Annotated in this window: 12 protein-coding genes; 5 read left to right on the top strand and 7 right to left on the bottom strand. The window is 72.3% G+C overall.

Going from position 1 to position 16,057, the window contains the following annotated elements:
* Positions 1–2,930: S8 family peptidase (locus C4T42_RS32815; protein WP_181049238.1), on the bottom strand; the 2,930-nt coding region annotated here is incomplete at its 3' end.
* A gap of 379 nt (positions 2,931–3,309) precedes the next feature.
* Between C4T42_RS32815 and C4T42_RS28350 the strand changes: the two genes are divergently transcribed.
* The gene (locus C4T42_RS28350) at positions 3,310–4,365 is read left to right on the top strand and encodes a helix-turn-helix domain-containing protein (protein ID WP_020096007.1); all 1,056 of its coding nucleotides are present in this window, start codon (positions 3,310–3,312) and stop codon (positions 4,363–4,365) included.
* A 1-nt stretch (position 4,366) separates the two neighbouring features.
* Positions 4,367–5,554 (top strand): transporter substrate-binding domain-containing protein, encoded by a 1,188-nt coding sequence (locus tag C4T42_RS28355; protein WP_103986312.1) that lies wholly within the window; start codon positions 4,367–4,369, stop codon positions 5,552–5,554.
* Here C4T42_RS28355 and C4T42_RS28360 read toward each other — a convergent pair whose 3' ends face one another.
* The 6 genes from C4T42_RS28360 to C4T42_RS28385 all read right to left on the bottom strand — a co-directional run bounded on the left by C4T42_RS28360 (position 5,555) and on the right by C4T42_RS28385 (position 12,327).
* On the bottom strand, positions 5,555–6,928 hold the full coding sequence (locus C4T42_RS28360) for an LLM class flavin-dependent oxidoreductase (RefSeq protein ID WP_020096009.1): 1,374 nt from the start codon (positions 6,926–6,928) through the stop codon (positions 5,555–5,557).
* The gene (locus tag C4T42_RS28365) at positions 6,928–8,166 is read right to left on the bottom strand and encodes an SfnB family sulfur acquisition oxidoreductase (RefSeq protein ID WP_042675408.1); all 1,239 of its coding nucleotides are present in this window, start codon (positions 8,164–8,166) and stop codon (positions 6,928–6,930) included. The genes C4T42_RS28360 and C4T42_RS28365 overlap by 1 nt, the downstream gene beginning before the upstream one ends.
* 10 nt (positions 8,167–8,176) lie before the next feature.
* Entirely contained in the window at positions 8,177–9,421 is a 1,245-nt protein-coding gene (locus C4T42_RS28370) for an SfnB family sulfur acquisition oxidoreductase (RefSeq protein ID WP_042675410.1), read from the bottom strand.
* Between the two features lie 207 nt (positions 9,422–9,628).
* Positions 9,629–10,282 carry a methionine ABC transporter permease gene (locus C4T42_RS28375; RefSeq protein WP_020096012.1) on the bottom strand — a complete coding sequence of 218 codons (654 nt, stop codon included), beginning with the start codon at positions 10,280–10,282 and terminating at the stop codon, positions 9,629–9,631.
* Positions 10,283–10,360: 78 nt separating this feature from the next.
* Positions 10,361–11,527: an ATP-binding cassette domain-containing protein gene (locus C4T42_RS28380; protein WP_103986313.1), complete on the bottom strand. Its 1,167-nt coding sequence runs from the start codon at positions 11,525–11,527 to the stop codon at positions 10,361–10,363.
* Complete coding sequence (locus C4T42_RS28385; protein ID WP_020096014.1) at positions 11,527–12,327, bottom strand: MetQ/NlpA family ABC transporter substrate-binding protein; 801 nt, start codon at positions 12,325–12,327, stop codon at positions 11,527–11,529. The genes C4T42_RS28380 and C4T42_RS28385 overlap by 1 nt, the downstream gene beginning before the upstream one ends.
* Positions 12,328–12,875: 548 nt before the next feature.
* On the opposite strand from C4T42_RS28385, the gene C4T42_RS28390 reads away from it, so the two are divergent.
* The 3 genes from C4T42_RS28390 (at position 12,876) to C4T42_RS28400 (ending at position 16,027) form a co-directional block, all read left to right on the top strand.
* The gene (locus C4T42_RS28390; protein WP_051123794.1) at positions 12,876–13,118 is read left to right on the top strand and encodes a hypothetical protein; all 243 of its coding nucleotides are present in this window, start codon (positions 12,876–12,878) and stop codon (positions 13,116–13,118) included.
* 345 nt (positions 13,119–13,463) lie between these two features.
* Entirely contained in the window at positions 13,464–14,687 is a 1,224-nt protein-coding gene (locus C4T42_RS28395) for a metallophosphoesterase (RefSeq protein WP_020096016.1), read from the top strand.
* 71 nt (positions 14,688–14,758) lie between these two features.
* Entirely contained in the window at positions 14,759–16,027 is a 1,269-nt protein-coding gene (locus C4T42_RS28400; RefSeq protein ID WP_020096017.1) for an arsenic transporter, read from the top strand.
* The last annotated feature ends 30 nt before the right edge of the window (positions 16,028–16,057 follow it).

The raw sequence follows: 16,057 nt of genomic DNA on the forward strand, positions 1-16,057 counted from the left end.
GCGACCGTGACCGGGGCCGCGACGGTGCCGATGCCGCGCAGGGTGCCATTGGCCGCGACCGTGACCGGCGAGGTCCAGAGGCCGTTGAGGGAGAGCGTGCCGGCCTGGATTGTGGTCGGGCCGGAGAAGAGGCCGGGGCCGGTGAGCAGGAGCGTGCCGGGGCCGGCCTTGGTCAGGCTGGTCGGGCTCGCGGTCTCCAGGATGGCGCCGGCATAGGTCGAGGCGGCCGCACCCGAGACCGTGAGGGCGCCGTTGCCCAGGACGGCGGAGGCCGGGCCGGCGAGGTCGGTGAGCGTGAGGGCGGTGCCGCCGAGGTCGAGGGCGCCGGTGTTGGTCAGGCCGGTCAGCCCGGCGAGCGGGCCGGTGATCTGCACGAGGCCGGTGTTGGTGAGCGTGCCGTTGAACTGCCCGGACAGGCGGGCGACGCCGGTGTTGGTCAGGTCGGCGGTGAGGGTGCCGTCGCTGGCGACGAGGCCGGCGTTGCTGAGGCCGCCGGAGGCGGTGAGGCTGGCGCTCTGGGCGACGGCGACGAGGCCGGCATTGGCGAGGGGGCCGGCAAGGCTGTAGCTGCCGCCCGTGGTGACGGCGAGCGTCGCGCCGGCGGCGTTGGCGAAGGGGCCGGTGCCGGCCACGGATCCGGCGACGGCGAGCAGGCCGGCATTGTTGGCGATGGGCCCGTCGATGCGGCCGGCGCTGGCGAGCACGGTGCCGGCATTGGTCAGGCCGCCGCTGATCGTGCCGCTGGTGGCGAGGAGGCCGGTGTTGGCGACGCCGCCGCCGATGGCGCCGCTGTTGCTCAGGATGCCGCTGCTGATGACGCCGCCGGCGATCGCGCCGGTGTTGAGGGCGGTGCCGGTGTTGGTCAGCCCGCCCGCGAGGGTGCCGGCGTTGATCAGGCTGCCGCTGTTGGTCGCGCCGCCGCCGACGGTGCCGGTGTTGAGGGCCAGACCGGCATTGGCGAGGCCGCCCGTGATGGTGCCGCTGTTGGCGAGGACGCCGAAGTTGCCGACGTTGCCGGAGACGAGGCCGGCATTGAGGAAGCTCGCCGCCGAGCCGACGAGAACGGGCGCGGTGAGGCTGCCGGTGGCGGTCAGGGCCAGGGTGCCGGTGCCGACCAGGGCGCCGCCCGTGAACGTGTTGGCGGCCGAGAGCACGGCGGTGCCGGGGCCGGTCTTGACGAGCACGCCCGGCTGGCTGCCGTCGTCGATCGGCCCCGCGAAGGTGGCGGTGCCGAGGTCGATCTGCAGGGTGCCGGGGCCGGCCAGCGTGATCGGGCGGGCGGTGGCGAAGCCGTCGGCCAGGACCTCGAGGGTGCCGCCGCCGAGGGTCAGGCCGGTGCCGGCGGCGCCGAGATTGGCGTCGCGGGAGACGGCCAGGGTACCGCCGAGGACGGCGGTGCCGCCGGCATAGGTGTTGGTACCGGCGAGTTCGAGTGTGCCGAGACCAACCTTGATCAGACCGCCGACGCCCGAGATGTCGTTGGCGAAGCGGCCGTAATAGGCTTGGCCATTGTAGGTGGTGTTGACCGTCCAAGTGGAGGTGAACTGACCCGGGCCGTCGATGGCCTTGCCGAGGTTGAGCAGGCCCCAGCCGTAGATGGCGTTCGGGGCGTTGGCGGGCCCGTCACCGAGATGGGTGGCGGTTGTGAACATGGTCTGGGCGATCTGCGGCGCCGTCAGGAACGGGAACGCCTGACGCAATACGGCCGCAGCACCGGCCACGTGCGGCGCGGCCATTGAGGTGCCTTGCAGAGGCCCATAGTTTGAACCATTGAGAATTTTATTGTTGTTGGCGTCGAAGCCGCTGTAGCCCTGTCCGACCTGCACGGTTGAATAGATATTGACGCCCGGTGCCGCGATGCACCACGCTGCCGTAACACCGCACCAGTTGCTGAAATTGGCGATCTTCTTGTTTTCGTTGACTGCGACTACTGAAACGATAAAGCCGTCCAGCTTCGAAAAATCAATTTTGCTTTGGTCGACGGGGCCGGTCGGCGCATAGTCGGGGCTGGGATCGCCATTAGGGTCAGTCCCGTAGGTGGTATAAAATTGGTAGAGACCGCTATTCGCATTCGCTGGCTTGATGAATGGATAGAATGCGGCGCCGCTCGGGTTTTGAGTTACATCGGGTTGACTTCTTCGATCGTTGCCTGCGGCAAAGACCATGAGCATGTCTGACTGTGCGGCCCCAAGAAGCGCACTGGCCTCTCTTTCATCTGATATCTCGAATTCTTGAATTGACATTCTTCTATAGTTAGGATTTAAAAATCCATCGACGATCGGAGAAGAGGTCGTCGGTCCATAACTGCCATTCAAGACCCGGGCGCCGCTTTGAGTTGCTGCCTCCACTGCAGAGATTGTATTGCGTAAATTGAATAACGCCAATATCTTGCTGTCGAAACCGACCCCCATCATCCCGACGCCATCACGGGCAGCCGCAACTGTACCAGCCACATGGGTTCCATGACTGGATGCAGTGTCCGTATCGAATATAAGGGTTTGATTTAGTCCGGGAATAAAATTTCTTGATTGCTGAGAGATCCGTCCTCGGAATTCTGGATTCGTGGGGTCGATCCCGGAGTCAATCACGGCAACCAATACGCCTAGACCGGTGAAGCCTCGGGCGTAAGCGGTGGCGGCATTAATCGCAGACAAGCCCCAGTCGGCTCTGTATTCGGGCGTGTCGAACTGCGCCGCGGTCAGGGGAACGCCAAAAGCATCGAACGTCGAAGGCGAGCGCGCCGGCACGGTCTGCGCCGCAACAGGTCCGAGAGCCAGCGTGAGGGTGGCGAGCGAGCTGCCGACCAGCAATCCGAGCCGTACGGGGCCGCGCCGCCGGGTTCCGGCGCGCGCGCCCCGGCTCGGATCACAGGATCCGGTCACACGCTCTACATCGCTATACTGTTGGACCACCAGACTGACCCCCGTCATGCCTGCCGCAAGCTTTGCACGGGGGGTAGGAAATGCGGCTTTAACGGACTATCACATCGCGGCCACACCCGGCGCCGCGCGCGACGTCCTGAAACGGGGATCCCCCTTTCTGGGACGGATGGAACCACACCGCCGGCTCGCGGGTCACGTTGATCGGACGTTGCGCCGGGGGCGGTCCGGTCGGGCGGCCCCCGCGTCGAATCGCACGCCGCCCGGGCAAACGACAGTGTACAGCCGCTCGGGTCGGCGGGAGACAGGAGGACTGTCCGGGTGGACGCGGCTAACGTGCGGGACGACCGGACCGCGTTGCCACGCGTCACCTTGGGACAGGCCCCCGTTCTTCATCGGTCGCGCGAACAGCAGGTGTCAGGCTCTACGTATGTCTTCCGAGGAGAGAAACCACGACCTGGACGCGGCACCGGCCGGGGGGGAGGCGCCGGGCGGCGAGATCGCCTGCCTGCGGTTCGAGCCGCCCGGGGATCCCGCGGCGCTGGGGCGGGCGTGGCAGGACCATCTCGCGCCCATCTTCGACGTGAGCTTCCGCCCGGAGACCGATCTCACCGTCCCGATCGCGATGCGCAGCTACCATCTCGGCGACCTGCTGGTCGGCGACGTGGTGGCGCCGGCCCACACCCTCGTGCGGACGCGGGAGATGATCGGCCAGCAGGGCCTCGACCACATCCTGCTCCAGTTCTACCGGCGGGGGCAGAGCCGCGTGGAGACCGAGCAGGGCACCGGCCCCGTGAACGAGGTGCAGTGCATCGTCTTCGACCTCGCCCAGCCCGTGCGCATCGTGGCGGCTGCCGTCGACGCCACGAACGTCGTGATCCCCCGCGCCCTGCTGGAGAAGCAGGGCTGCCACCCCGACGCCCTGCACGGGCGCCCCCTCGACCACGACGGCGACCCGTTCGGGCGGCTGGTCCATAATTTCGTCGCCAACGTCGTCGCCTGCGGCGACCTCCTCGACCGCCGCGAGGCCCTGGCGGCCTCGGCGGCGATCACCCAGCTCTGCGCCAGCTGGCTGCGCGGGCAGGAGGAGGGGCGCCCCTCCCAGCACCAGGACATCCGGATCCGCGTCCGCCGCCTCGTCGAGGCGGAACTCGGCAACCCGAAGCTGACGCCCGCCCTGATCGCGACCCGGCTCGGCCTGTCGCGCTCGACCCTGTACCGGCTGTTCGCCCCCAACGGCATCGTGGCGTATATCCGCGACCGCCGCCTCATGGCGGCGATGCGGATGCTCGTGCGCGACGATGCCCCCAAACCCCTGCGCATCTCGCAGGTCGCCTTCGCGGTCGGTTTCTCGGACGAGCGGACCTTCCGGCGGGCGTTCAAGCGTCGGTTCGGCTTCATCCCGAGCGACGCGTCCCAGCGCCTGGAGACCGGCCCCGAACCCGCGCCCGGCGCCGTCCTGCGCAACTGGATCGAGAGCCTCTGACGTGCCGCGCCGGTCCGCCGGCCGGCGGCGCGCCGGCGCCGCGGGCGTCCTGTCCCTCTGCCTGTGCCTCTCCCTGTGCTGCGCGGCCGCCGCGCCGCTCGCCCCGGGCCCCGTCCAGGCCGAGACCCGGGAGGCGGCGCCCGCGCTCCGCACCGGCGAGCCCGAGACGTGGCGGGTCGCGACCCATCCGGTGCCGCCCCTGGTCATGGACGAGGACGGCCGGCTGCGCGGGTTCAGCATCGATCTCTGGAACGCCATCGCGCGGGATCTCGGCGTCCGGACGGCCTACCTGCGCGTCGACGACCTGCCGGCGCTGTTCGCGGCGGTCTCGGACGGGCGCGCGGACCTCGCCATCGCGGCGGTGTCGATCACCGCGGAGCGCGAGCGGCGTTTCGACTTCTCCGTCACGATGCTGGAGACCGGCCTGCGCATCGCCGTCCGGTCGGAGCCGGACGCGACCGGCTCGGCCACCGCGCGGGCTCTCCGGGCGCTCCTGAGCGACGCCGCCTTCCTGCAGGTCCTGCTGGGGCTCGCCGCCCTGATCCTGGCGGTGGCGGCCCTGGTCTGGTGGCTCGAGCGGCGCCACCCCGGCGGCATGGCGGCGCGCTCGGGACCGGCGCGCGGCTTCGCCCACGTCGTCTGGTGGGCCCTGAGCAGCCTCGCCGCCCAGGCGGAGGAGATGCCGCGCAGCCCGCTGGCGCGGGCCGTCACGGTGCTCTGGCTGTTCACCTGCATCGCCCTGGTGGCGTGGTTCACCGCGGGCCTGACCAGCACGGCGACCGTGGAGCGCCTGCGCGGCGCGATCAACGGCCCGCAGGACCTGCCGGGCAAGCGGGTGGGCACGGTCGCCGACACGACCTCGGTCGCCTACCTGGCGGACCATTTCGCCACGCCGGTGGGCTTCGCGACCCTGGAGGAGGCCTGCGCGGCGCTGCAGGCCGGCACGGTCGCGGCGGTGGTCTACGATGCCCCCGCGCTCAGCTACTACGCGACCCGGCCCGGCCACGACGCCCTGCGCCTGGTCGGCACCGCGTTCAACCGGCAATCCTACGGCATCCTGTTCCCGGCCAACGATCCCCGGCGCAAGCGCGTCAACCAGGCCCTGCTGGGCCTGCGGGAGGACGGCCGCTACGACGAGATCTACGGCCGCTGGTTCGGCTCCGAGAGCGGCGAGTCCCAGGGGCGCTGATCAGGGCCGCCGAGGCGCGCCGCGATAGGCCTCGGCCGGGTGGCGGGCGGGCAGCCGGTCCCCTTGGCCGAACAGCTTCGCCCGCAGCGAGCCCTCGGCGTAGGCGGTCTTGTAGAGGCCGCGGTCCTGCAGTTCCGGGATCACGAGGTCGATGAAGTCCGAGAAACTCTCCGGCACGACGATCCGGCTGAGGTTGAACCCGTCGACCTCGCCCTCCGCGATCCAGGCCTGGAGTTCGTCGGCGATCGTCACGGCGTCGCCGGTGAGCACCGCGTAGCGGCCGCCGAGCTGCAACTCGGCGAGGAGGTCGCGCTTCGTCAGTCCGCGCCTGGCCGCCGCCGCGGTGGCCGACTGGATGGCGTTGCCCGGCGCGTAGGGGATCGGCTCGTCGAGGCCGTAGCGGGCGAAGTCGATCCCCGTGGAGGCGGAGAAATGCGCGAGGCCCGCCTCCGGGCTCGCGTAGGACAGGTACTCGTCGCGCTTGGCCTCGGCCTCCGCCCGGGTCCGCCCGGGGATCACCGCGAGGCCGACGAACACCTTCACGTCGTCGGGCTCCCGGCCGGCCGCGACCGCCTCGGCCCGGATGGCGCGGACGGAGTCGCGGGCGGTGGCCGGGTCGCGGGCCGAGATGAACACGCACTCGGCGTGGCGGCCCGCGAAGGCGCGGCCGCGGCCCGAGGCGCCGGCCTGGTAGAGCACCGGCGTGCGCTGGCGCGACGGCTCCGACAGGTGGTAGCCCTCGACCGCGAAGAACTCGCCCCGGTGGACGACCTTGCGGATATGGGCGGGATCGCTGAACACCCGGGCCGCCCGGTCGCGGCGCACGGCCGCGTCGTCCCAGCTGCCCTCCCAGAGCCGGTAGAGCACCTCCAGATACTCGTCGGCGTAGTCGTAGCGCCGGTCGTGCGCCGGCAACGCGCCGCCGCTCTGGCCGCGGTGGGCGCTGTCGAGGTAGCCGGTGACGACGTTCCAGCCGATCCGGCCGCCCGTCAGGTGGTCGAGGGTCGAGAGGCGCCGGGCGAAGGTGTAGGGCGCCTCCTGGTGGACGTTGATCGTCACCCCGAAGCCGAGATGCTCGGTCACCGCCGCCATGGCGGAGATCATCACGGTCGGGTCGTTGACCGGGAGCTGCACGGCCTCCCGGGCGGTCACGTCGATGCCGCCGCCGTAGACGTCGTAGACGCCGATGATGTCGGCGATGAACAGGCCGTCGAACAGGCCGCGCTCCAGGAGCTTCGCCTGCTCGGTCCAGTAGGACAGCGTGTTGTAATCGGCCGAGCGGTCGCGCGGGTGGGTCCAGAGCCCGTGGTTGATGTGGCCCGCGCAGGTCATGTTGAAGGCGTTCAGCAGGATCTGCTTCGTCGCGGCGGCCATCAGAGCGCTCCGTGCCGGGGCGGCTGCCGGCCGTCGAGGTGGTAGGCGCCGATCCAGTGGTACTTCCAGCGCACCGGATCGTGCAGGGTGTGGGTGCGGACGTCGCGCCAGTAGCGGTCGAGCGCCTCGGCCCGGTCGGTGGCCGAGGTGCCGCCGAGCTCGACGAGCTTGTTGGCCGCGAGCAGGCCGGCCCGGTGGCTCGCCGCCCGGGCCTCGGCCACCGCCACGGAGGCCGCCGCGACGCTGTCGGCGTCGGGGGCTTCCTGCGCGGCGTCCACGTAGCGGCCGGCCCGCGCCAGCAGGGCGTCGGCCGCCGCGAGGCGCACCTGGACGTCGCCCAGCGCGTGGAGGGTCAGGGGATCCTCGCTCGCCCGCGCGACCCCGGAATCGATCCACGGCCGGGCGCGGTCGCGCACGAAGGGCAAGGTCGCCGCGAAGGCGCCCGCGCCGATGCCGAGATCGATCCCGGCGTGCAGGATCTGCGCGAAGGGGCCGAGGGCGGTGGGCCGCTCCAGCGAGGCCTGGAACGGCACCACCCAGTCGGGCTCCACGGCGACGCGGTCGAACAGGACCGAGCCCGAGCCGGTGAGCCGCTGCCCGAACCCGTCCCAGTCGTCGACCAGGGTCACGCCCGGCGCGTCCCGGGGGACGAAGACGAGGTAGGTGACCGCCCGGCCGTCCTCCTCGGCATTGGCCAGGGTGGGGATGCGGTGGGCGTAGAGCGAGCCGGTGCAGTAGTCTTTGCGGCCCTCGACAGTCCAGCCAGCCGGGTCGCGCACGAGGCGGGTGCGGCGGGTGTGGTCGCGCGCGCCGGTCTCGGCGAGCGCGTTGCCGAAGCGCTCGCCCGCCAGGACGCGGCCGTAGAGGGCGCGCTTCTGGGCCTCGGTGCCGCCGTTGCGGAGCACCTCCAGGGCGTAGAAATGGTTCTGCGGGATCTGGCCGAGGGAGCCGTCCGCCGCGGCGATCCGGGCGATCACCTGGGCGACCGTGGCGCTGTCGAGGCCGGGGCCGCCGTATTCCCTTGGCACCGTGATCGCCCAGAGGCCGGATTCGGTGAAGCGCGCGATCTCGGCGAGCGGCAGGCGGCGCTCCAGGTCGCGCTCGGCGGCGGCCTCGGCGAAGGCCTCCGCCAGCCGGTCGGCGACGGCGAGCGCCGCGGCGGCGTCCGGAAGGACCGGCACCGGGCGCGGCGGCGCGGGTGCCTGCGTGAAGGCGGTCTCGTGGGGCTGGAGCGGCATCGCCCGGTCCTCAGTTCCACTGGTGCCGGGCGGGCAGCACGCCGTTCAGGGCGTGGTTCCCGAGGAGGTGGTACTTCCACCGCACGGGGTCGTGCAGGGTGTGGACCCGGGCGTCGCGCCAGTACCGGCCGAGATTGTACCCGTCGCGGGTCGCCGAGGCGCCGGCGAGCTCGAGCAGCCGCTCGGAGGCCTCCAGGGCCGCCTCGGTGGTGAGGATCTTGGCCTGCGCCACCGCCACCGAAGCCTCGGCCGCGCTCTGGGCGGTGACGGGGGCCGCGGCGATCCGGTCGAGCGCCCGTCCGGCCCGGGCCAGGACCTCCTCGGCGGCGTGCAGGTCGACGGTGAGCCGCCCGACCTCGCCGAGGATGTGGGGATCCTCCGCGACGGTCTCGGCGGTGAAGGGATAGGGCCGGGTCCGGGTGCGCAGGAAGTCGAGGGCGGCGGCGGCCGCGCCCCGGGCGAGCCCGGCGTCGATCGCCGCGTGGATCAGCTGCGAGACCGGCCCGAACAGGCCCGGGCGCCCGGCGAGGGGCGCGAGGTCGATCGTCAGCTCCGCCTCGACCGGGGCCTGCGCGAAGATCACGCTGCCGCTCGCCGTGGTGCGCTGGCCGAAGCCCTGCCAGTCGTCCACCACCCGCACGCCGGGGGCGTCCCGGCGCACGAAGACCAGGAGCGGCCCGCCGTCGGGGCCGACCGCGCGCGTCGGGATCCAGTGGGCGAAGAGCGCGCCCGTGGAGTAGAAGCGCGTGCCGCTGAGCCGCGGGCCCTCCGGCCCGGCGGTCAGCCGCGTGTCCACGCCGGTGATCGCCTTGCCGTTGCGGGCGGGGCCGGCATTGCCGATCCGGTGGCCGGCGAGCACGTCCCGGTAGATCCGCGCCTGCTGGGCGGGGCTGGCGGCGGCCGCGACCAGCGCCAGGACGCCGAACTGGTTCTGGGGAATCTGCGCCGCCGAGCCGTCGGCGGCGGCGAGGATCGCGAAGACCTCCGCGAGCGTCGCGTGCGAGACCCCGGCGCCGCCGTGTTCGCGCGGCACCGTGATGCCGCCGAGCCCGCTCTCCGTGAAGGCCGCGATCTCCGCCCAGGGCAGGCGCCGGTCGCGGTCGCGCTCGGCCGCGCCCGCCGCGAAGATCCGGGCCACGGCCCGCGCGGCCGCGATCGCCTCGGCGTCCGAGCGGATCCGGTGCGGCGGCGCCGGCGGCGGCGGCAGCCGATCTTCGACCGGGTCGGTGACGGGATCGTCCAGGTGCAGGCTCATACGGTTTCCGGTTGACCGCTCGGGTTGGGACGTCCCGCCGTCATCGCGAGCGCTGCGAAGCGCCCCGGGGCCGCGCGCGGTCGGAAGACGCGGCGCTGCCTGGATCGCTTCGCTCCGCGCGCGCGGACGGCGATGTCGAGGTCGTCGACCGGGGACGATCCATGGCTGCAGGCTCCCGGTCGGATCGCCCAGATCGGACGGTTTCGCTCAGCGGGCCCGGAGCCGCCGCACCGCGGTGTCGCCCGCGAACTGGACCGCGCACACGAGGGCGATCAGGATCGCGATCACCACCACCATCACGGTGGTGTCGAAGCGCTGGTAGCCGTACCGGATGGCGACGTCCCCGAGCCCGCCCGCGCCCACCGCGCCGGCCATCGCGGAGGCGCCGATCATCGCCACCACCGTGATGGTGAAGCCGGCCACGATGCCCGGCAGCGCCTCGGGCAGGAGCACGTGGGCGAGGATGTGCCGGCGCCGGCAGCCGATGGACTGGGCGGCCTCGATCAGGCCCGCATCCACCTCCCGCAGCGAGACCTCGGCGATTCGGGCGAAGAACGGGGTCGCGCTCACCGAGAGCGGCACGATCGCCGCCCAGACGCCGATCGTGGTGCCGGCCACCAGCCGGGTGAACGGGATCAGCGCCACCAGCAGCACGATGAAGGGCACGGCCCGGAAGCCGTTGACCACGGTCCCGACCACCCGGTGGGCCGTCGGCGCCGCGAAGATGCCGCCGGGCCCGGAGGTGACGAGGAACAGCGCCAGGGGAATGCCGGCGACCACGGCGATCCCGGCCGAGACCCCGACCATGAGCGCGGTGTCGAGGAAGGCCTGCCAGAGGCGTTCGATCATCTGCGGCGACATGGCGGGCCTCCGGGTTCGGGGTGCAGGGGCGGCGGTGCAGCGGTCGGGGTATCGGGGGAGGAGCAGTCCCGCATCGTCTCACCCCTCCGCCGGGTCGGCGGGGACGTAGCCGACCCGCTCCACGTCGCCGCCGAGCGTCCGCAGCCGCGCCTCCGCGCCCGGGTCCTCGGCCGGGACGGCCACCAGCATCCGGCCGACCGCCTGGCCCTGGATCCGCTCGATGCCCGCCTGGAGCAGGCGCACCGGCGCCCCGGCCCCCGCGAGGCCCGACAGATCCGGCGCGGCCCGGCCCGAGCAGGTGATCCGCAGGATCGCCCAGCCGCCCGGCGCGGGCCGCGGCTGCAGCCGGGCCGCCAGATCCGGCGGCAGGCCGCGGGTCAGGGGTTCGAGCAGCGCCCGGGTGGTCGGGTGCTCGGGCGCCCCGAACACGCGCCAGACCGGCCCGGTCTCGACGACCCGGCCGCCCTCCAGCACCACCACGTCGCTGCAGATCTCGCGGATCACGCTCATCTCGTGGGTGATCAGGACGATGGTGATCCCGAGCCGCCGGTTGATGTCGCGCAGCAGGTCGAGGATCGCCAGCGTCGTCTCCGGGTCGAGGGCGGAGGTCGCCTCGTCGCAGAGCAGGATCTCCGGATCGCTCACGAGCGCCCGGGCGATGCCGACCCGCTGCTTCTGGCCCCCGGAGAGCCGCGACGGGTAGGTGTCGGCCTTGTCCTCCAGGCCGACGAGGCGCAGGGCCTCCGCGACCCGCGGGCCGATCGCGTGCCGCGGGACGCCCGCGACCGTGAGCGGCAGCGCCACGTTCTGCCGGACGGTCTTGGCCGCCAGCAGGTTGAAGTGCTGGAAGATCATGCCGATGCGCCGGCGCAGGGCGACGAGCCCGTCGGTGTCGAGGGCGTCGATCGGGGCGCCGTCGACCAGGACCCGGCCCGAACTCGGCGCCTCCAGCCGGTTGACCGTGCGCAGGAGGCTCGACTTGCCCGCCCCCGAGCGGCCGATGATGCCGAAGATCGCGCCGGCGGGGATCGCGAGGTCCACCCGGTCGAGCGCCTGCACCGGCCCGGCGGCCGAGCGGTAGGTCTTCGAGACGGACTCGAACCGCACCGTGCCGGTCTCCCGGTCGGCCTCGCTGCCGGGCGCGGCGGCCGGGGTCCGGGCGGCGGTCGCGGCGCCCGGGCTCGTCCGCCCGGCCGCGGCCGGCGTGCCCGGATCGCGCAGGCTGTCGAAGATCAGGCCGACCATCAGTTCTGCCACGCCAGCAGGTACAGCTTGTCGCTGTTGGCGAAGGACTTGCGGATCTGCTGTTTCACGGCCTCCGAGTTCTGGAAGAGCGTCACGAATTTCCGGATCACGGGGTCCTCCTTGCGGGCGGCCTTGGTGACGAAGCTCACGGCGAAGCGCCGGTCCTCGATACCGGAATAGATCAATCCGCTGGTCGGGTCGAAACTGCCGGCCGCCACGATGAAGTGCGGGTAGCCCAGGGCGAGGTCGACGTCGCCGGTGATCCGCGCGAGCTGCGGCCCCTCGACCTCGGTGAACCGCAGCGTCTTCGGGTTCTCGACGATGTCGTCGAGGGTGCCGAGGAAGCCGACACCGTCCCTCAGCGTGATCAGCCCGGCCTTCTGGAGGAGCAGCAGGCCGCGGCCCTGGTTCACCGGGTCGTTGGCGATCGCCACCGTGCCGCCCGCCGGGATCTGGTCGAAGCTCTTATGCTTCAGGGAGTACAGGCCGATATTGGACAGGATCCCGAGCCCGACGATGTCGAACGCGTAGCCCTTCTGTTTGGCGGCGTTCTCCATGAAGGGGCGGTGCTGGAAGAAGTTCACGTCGATGTCGCCGGCGTCGAGGGCGACGTTGGGCGTCGTCCAGTCGCTGAACTCGACCACCTTGACGTCGAGGCCCTCGGCCTTGGCCTCCCGGGCCGCGACCGTGACGGCGTCGCCGTAGGCCCCGGGCACGACGCCGACCCGGAGGGTCTCCGCCCCGGCCGGCAGAGCCCCGAGGCTGAGCGCCGCGACGGCGAGGACACGCAGGAACTTCATCGGGCGGGAACTCTGATCAGGATGAACGGGGGCAAGTCCGGCTGCCGGGCCGCGATGGTTCGCGCCGCATCCGAAGGCATGCGGACACGATCCATCAAATCGACAGGCGCCGTCTCACGTGGATGATTGTCTCGTGTCAGGTTTAGATCAGCGCGGCCCGCCCCGAAATTCTAAAGATCGTCGTTCGACGACACGAACGATCTCCCGATACCCCTGAACCGGAGAGGCGCATGCTGCGCCCCCGCTGGGCTCCTCTCCGGCCCCGCTCCGTCCCCGCGCGCGGTCCCGCGGGCGGTCCGGTCGCGGGGACGTGGCGCGGCGCCCGGGCAGGTCCCGGTCGGCCGGACCGGCCGGCCGGACCGAGCGCCGAATACAGGTCGGTCCGGCGGGCGGGGCGTCGGAACAAGCCTTGTCGGATCGGAATGAACCTGCGATTATCCAGTCATCGCAACGGCTTAGTGAAGATCATGCTCTTCCGCGAGCACTCCGCGAACGAAACCTTCTCCCCCATTCTCGATCCGGGGGATGAGCCTTCCCGGGTCGCGGAGATACCCCGCCGCCCGGTCCCCGAGGCCTGGTCCGGCCTCGCCGCGCCGGCCCTCGCCCCGGGCGACGAGGTGGTGTTCGACCGGCTCGACCTCGCCGAGATCCTCGGGATCTGGCGCCATGCCCGCGGCCGGGTCGTGGGGCTCCACCGCCCGTGGGGCGCGGCCGCCACCGTGGACGTGCAGTTCGAGGGACACGAGACCCTGGAACGCTACCTGCCGGACCTGTTCCGGCGCGTGCACTGAGGCGCGCCGACAGGCCCGCCGGCCGGCGGAGTCATTGGCTGACCCCGGGCTGACCCCAGGCTGACCCCGGGCTGACCTTGCGCCGACATCGCCCGGATCTGTCGGCTGAGAGGACAGCGAGTGTCTGTTTTCACGACACTTCGCGGCGCCGGACACGGATCGGGCCCGCGCTCACGAAAATGTAGGGCCCCACCGGCGCGCGTCTCCCCCCGGGGCCGGAACCCCGCCGGCTCCGAAACGTCGGGCCGGTCGCGACCACCGCGGCCGATCTCCCGGCCGGGGCGGACGGGCCTGTCCGGGGGGCACGATGGCTCAGGGAAACCACAGACGGCGCGCGGGCGCGCCATGACGGCGAGCCACGGCGTGTTCGCCTTCGCGCATATCGGCGACCTGCATCTCGAGCGGGCCTCCGACCCCCACGCCGCCGACCTGCGGGCGATGCTCGCCGAGGTGGCGGGGCTGCACCGACACGGTCTCCTCGACTTCGTCTACATCCCCGGCGACCTCGCCGAGGACGGGCGGGCGGAGCAGTACGCGGTCCTGCGCGAGGCCCTGGACCGGCACCCGGACCTGCCGGTGCGCCTGATCGCCGGCGACCACGACCGCCAGCACGGCACGATGGCGGATTTCGACGCCCTGTTCGCCGCGGTCGCGGGCAGCCCGCGCGGCGGCGGCCACGCGGCGCGGCGCCACGACCTGCCGCGCCCGCGCGACCCCGTCTCGGTGACGCATTACTACTTCGCCGAGACCTGGGCGGGCGTGCGCTGCCTGTTCCTCGACATGGTCAGCCCCGGCTACGGCCAGAAGGGCTTCGGCCTCGATTTTCGCCTCGGCCCCCACCAGCTCGCGTGGCTCGGCGAGGAGCTGGCCCGGGCCGAGCGGGAGGGCCAGCCCTGCGCGGTCTTCGCCCACACCTACCCGGACGACCTCTGCGTGCCCGACGAGCGGGCGGCGCTCGCCGGCCTGATCCGCCACTACGGCGTCCGCCTCGTCGAGATGGGCCACACCCACTACAACGAGCTCGCCCCGGACGGGCGCACCCTCTACGCCGCGGCCCGCTCGGTCGGCCAGAACGAGGACGGCTCGGTCGGCTACGCGGTCGCGGCGATCGACGGGCCGGTCGCGAGCTGGCGGTTCAAGCCCCTCGACCGGGCGCTGCCCTTCGTGATGATCACGAGCCCCGCCGACCGGCGCCTCGCCACGGCGCCCCTCGACGCCGCCGACGGCACGGTCTCCGTGCGCGCCCTCGTCCTGTCGGACCGGCCGCAGGACACGTGGCGCTGTCACCTGCGCGTCGACGGCGGCCCGGCCCACCCGATGGTGCCGGACGGCCCCCGGACGGTCCACGCCCGCATCCCCTGGCGGGACGGCGCGCGCCGCCTCGCCGTCACGGTCGCGGACGGCACCGGCCACACCGACACCGAGGTGATCGAGCCCGTGGACCGGAGCTTCGTGCCGCCGCCCGCGCACGAGCGGCCCGGCAGCGACGCGTTCCGCCTGCCGGCCTGGCCCGAGAAGGGGCTCCGGGGCGACCAGCTCGGGCCGAACCGCAACGGCCGGCACTGGTAGCCGGTCCCGCCCGAATCGCGGCACACCGCACCGCACGATCGATCCACCCCACCAGAGGACCACCGCAACCGATGGGCGCGCTGACGCTGACCCCCAACATCGCGACCTGGACGATCGCCGCCCTCGCGACCCTCGGCGTCATCCTGCGGCCGTTCGCGTGGCCGGAGGCGATCTGGGCCGTGCTCGGGGCCGGCGCCCTCGTGGCCCTCGGCCTGCTCGCCCCCGCCACCGCCTGGGACGGCGTGCTGAAGGGGACCGACGTCTACCTGTTCCTCGTCGGCATGATGCTGATGTCGGAGGTGGCCCGGAAGGAGGGCCTGTTCGACTGGCTCGCCTCGATCGCCGTGCGCGCCGCCAGGGGCTCGGCGACCCGGCTGTTCACCCTCGTGTACCTCGTCGGCACCGTCGTCACGGTGTTCCTGTCCAACGACGCCTGCGCGGTGGTGCTGACACCCGCCGTCTACGCGGCCACCAAGGCCGCCAAGGTGGAGAACCCCCTCCCCTACCTGTTCATCTGCGCCTTCATCGCCAACGCGGCGAGCTTCGTGCTGCCGATCTCGAACCCGGCCAACCTCGTGGTCTTCGCCGAGCACATGCCGCCGCTGGTGCGCTGGCTCGGCCTGTTCGCCCTGCCCTCGCTGCTGGCCATCGCGACGACCTACGCGGTGCTGCGGCTGACCCAGGCGAAGACCCTGCGCGGGCAGGAGGTCGCCACCGACGTCGAGGCTGTGCCACTGTCCCGCACCGGCCTCGTGGCGGGGATCGGCATCGTGGCGACCGGCGGCGTGCTGATCGCGGCTTCCGCGCTCGGCCTCGACCTCGGCCTGCCCACCTTCGTGGCCGGGCTCGCCACCACGATCGTCGTGCTGCTCCTCAAGCGCGGCGGCCTCGTCGAGGTGGCCAAGGACGTGTCGTGGAGCGTGCTGCCGCTGGTGGCCGGGCTGTTCGTCCTCGTGGAGGCCCTGGAGAAGACCGGCGTCCTGGCGATGCTGGCGGACCTCCTCAAGGGCTACGCCCACGCCGCCCCGGAGGCCACCGCCTGGGGGGCGGGCGGCCTCGTCGCGGTGCTGTGCAACCTCGTCAACAACCTGCCGGCCGGGCTGATCGCGGGCGCCGCGGTCCAGACCGCCCACGTGCCCGAGAAGGTGGCGGGCGCGATCCTGATCGGCGTCGATCTCGGGCCGAACCTGTCGGTGACGGGCTCGCTCGCCACGATCCTCTGGCTGACCGCCATCCGCCGCGAGGGCCAGGATGTCGGCGCCTGGACCTTCCTCAAGCTCGGCCTGCTGGTGATGCCGCCGGCCCTCGCGCTGGCGCTCGCTGGCCTGCTCCTCGTCTGACCCTCCCTCCCCGCAAACCCGAAGGTCCGC

It is taken from the genome of Methylobacterium sp. 190mf, assembly GCF_900107945.1.
Lineage (GTDB): Bacteria > Pseudomonadota > Alphaproteobacteria > Rhizobiales > Beijerinckiaceae > Methylobacterium.

Coding starts and splice junctions, on each gene's coding strand:
- C4T42_RS28370 (WP_042675410.1), bottom strand. CDS start 9,421: ATGAGCCTGCACCTGGACGATCCCGTCACCGACCCGGTCGAAGATCGG.
- C4T42_RS28380 (WP_103986313.1), bottom strand. CDS start 11,527: ATGGTCGGCCTGATCTTCGACAGCCTGCGCGATCCGGGCACGCCGGCC.
- C4T42_RS28365 (WP_042675408.1), bottom strand. CDS start 8,166: ATGCCGCTCCAGCCCCACGAGACCGCCTTCACGCAGGCACCCGCGCCG.
- C4T42_RS28360 (WP_020096009.1), bottom strand. CDS start 6,928: ATGGCCGCCGCGACGAAGCAGATCCTGCTGAACGCCTTCAACATGACC.
- C4T42_RS28385 (WP_020096014.1), bottom strand. CDS start 12,327: ATGAAGTTCCTGCGTGTCCTCGCCGTCGCGGCGCTCAGCCTCGGGGCT.
- C4T42_RS28350 (WP_020096007.1), top strand. CDS start 3,310: ATGTCTTCCGAGGAGAGAAACCACGACCTGGACGCGGCACCGGCCGGG.
- C4T42_RS28375 (WP_020096012.1), bottom strand. CDS start 10,282: ATGTCGCCGCAGATGATCGAACGCCTCTGGCAGGCCTTCCTCGACACC.
- C4T42_RS28400 (WP_020096017.1), top strand. CDS start 14,759: ATGGGCGCGCTGACGCTGACCCCCAACATCGCGACCTGGACGATCGCC.
- C4T42_RS28395 (WP_020096016.1), top strand. CDS start 13,464: ATGACGGCGAGCCACGGCGTGTTCGCCTTCGCGCATATCGGCGACCTG.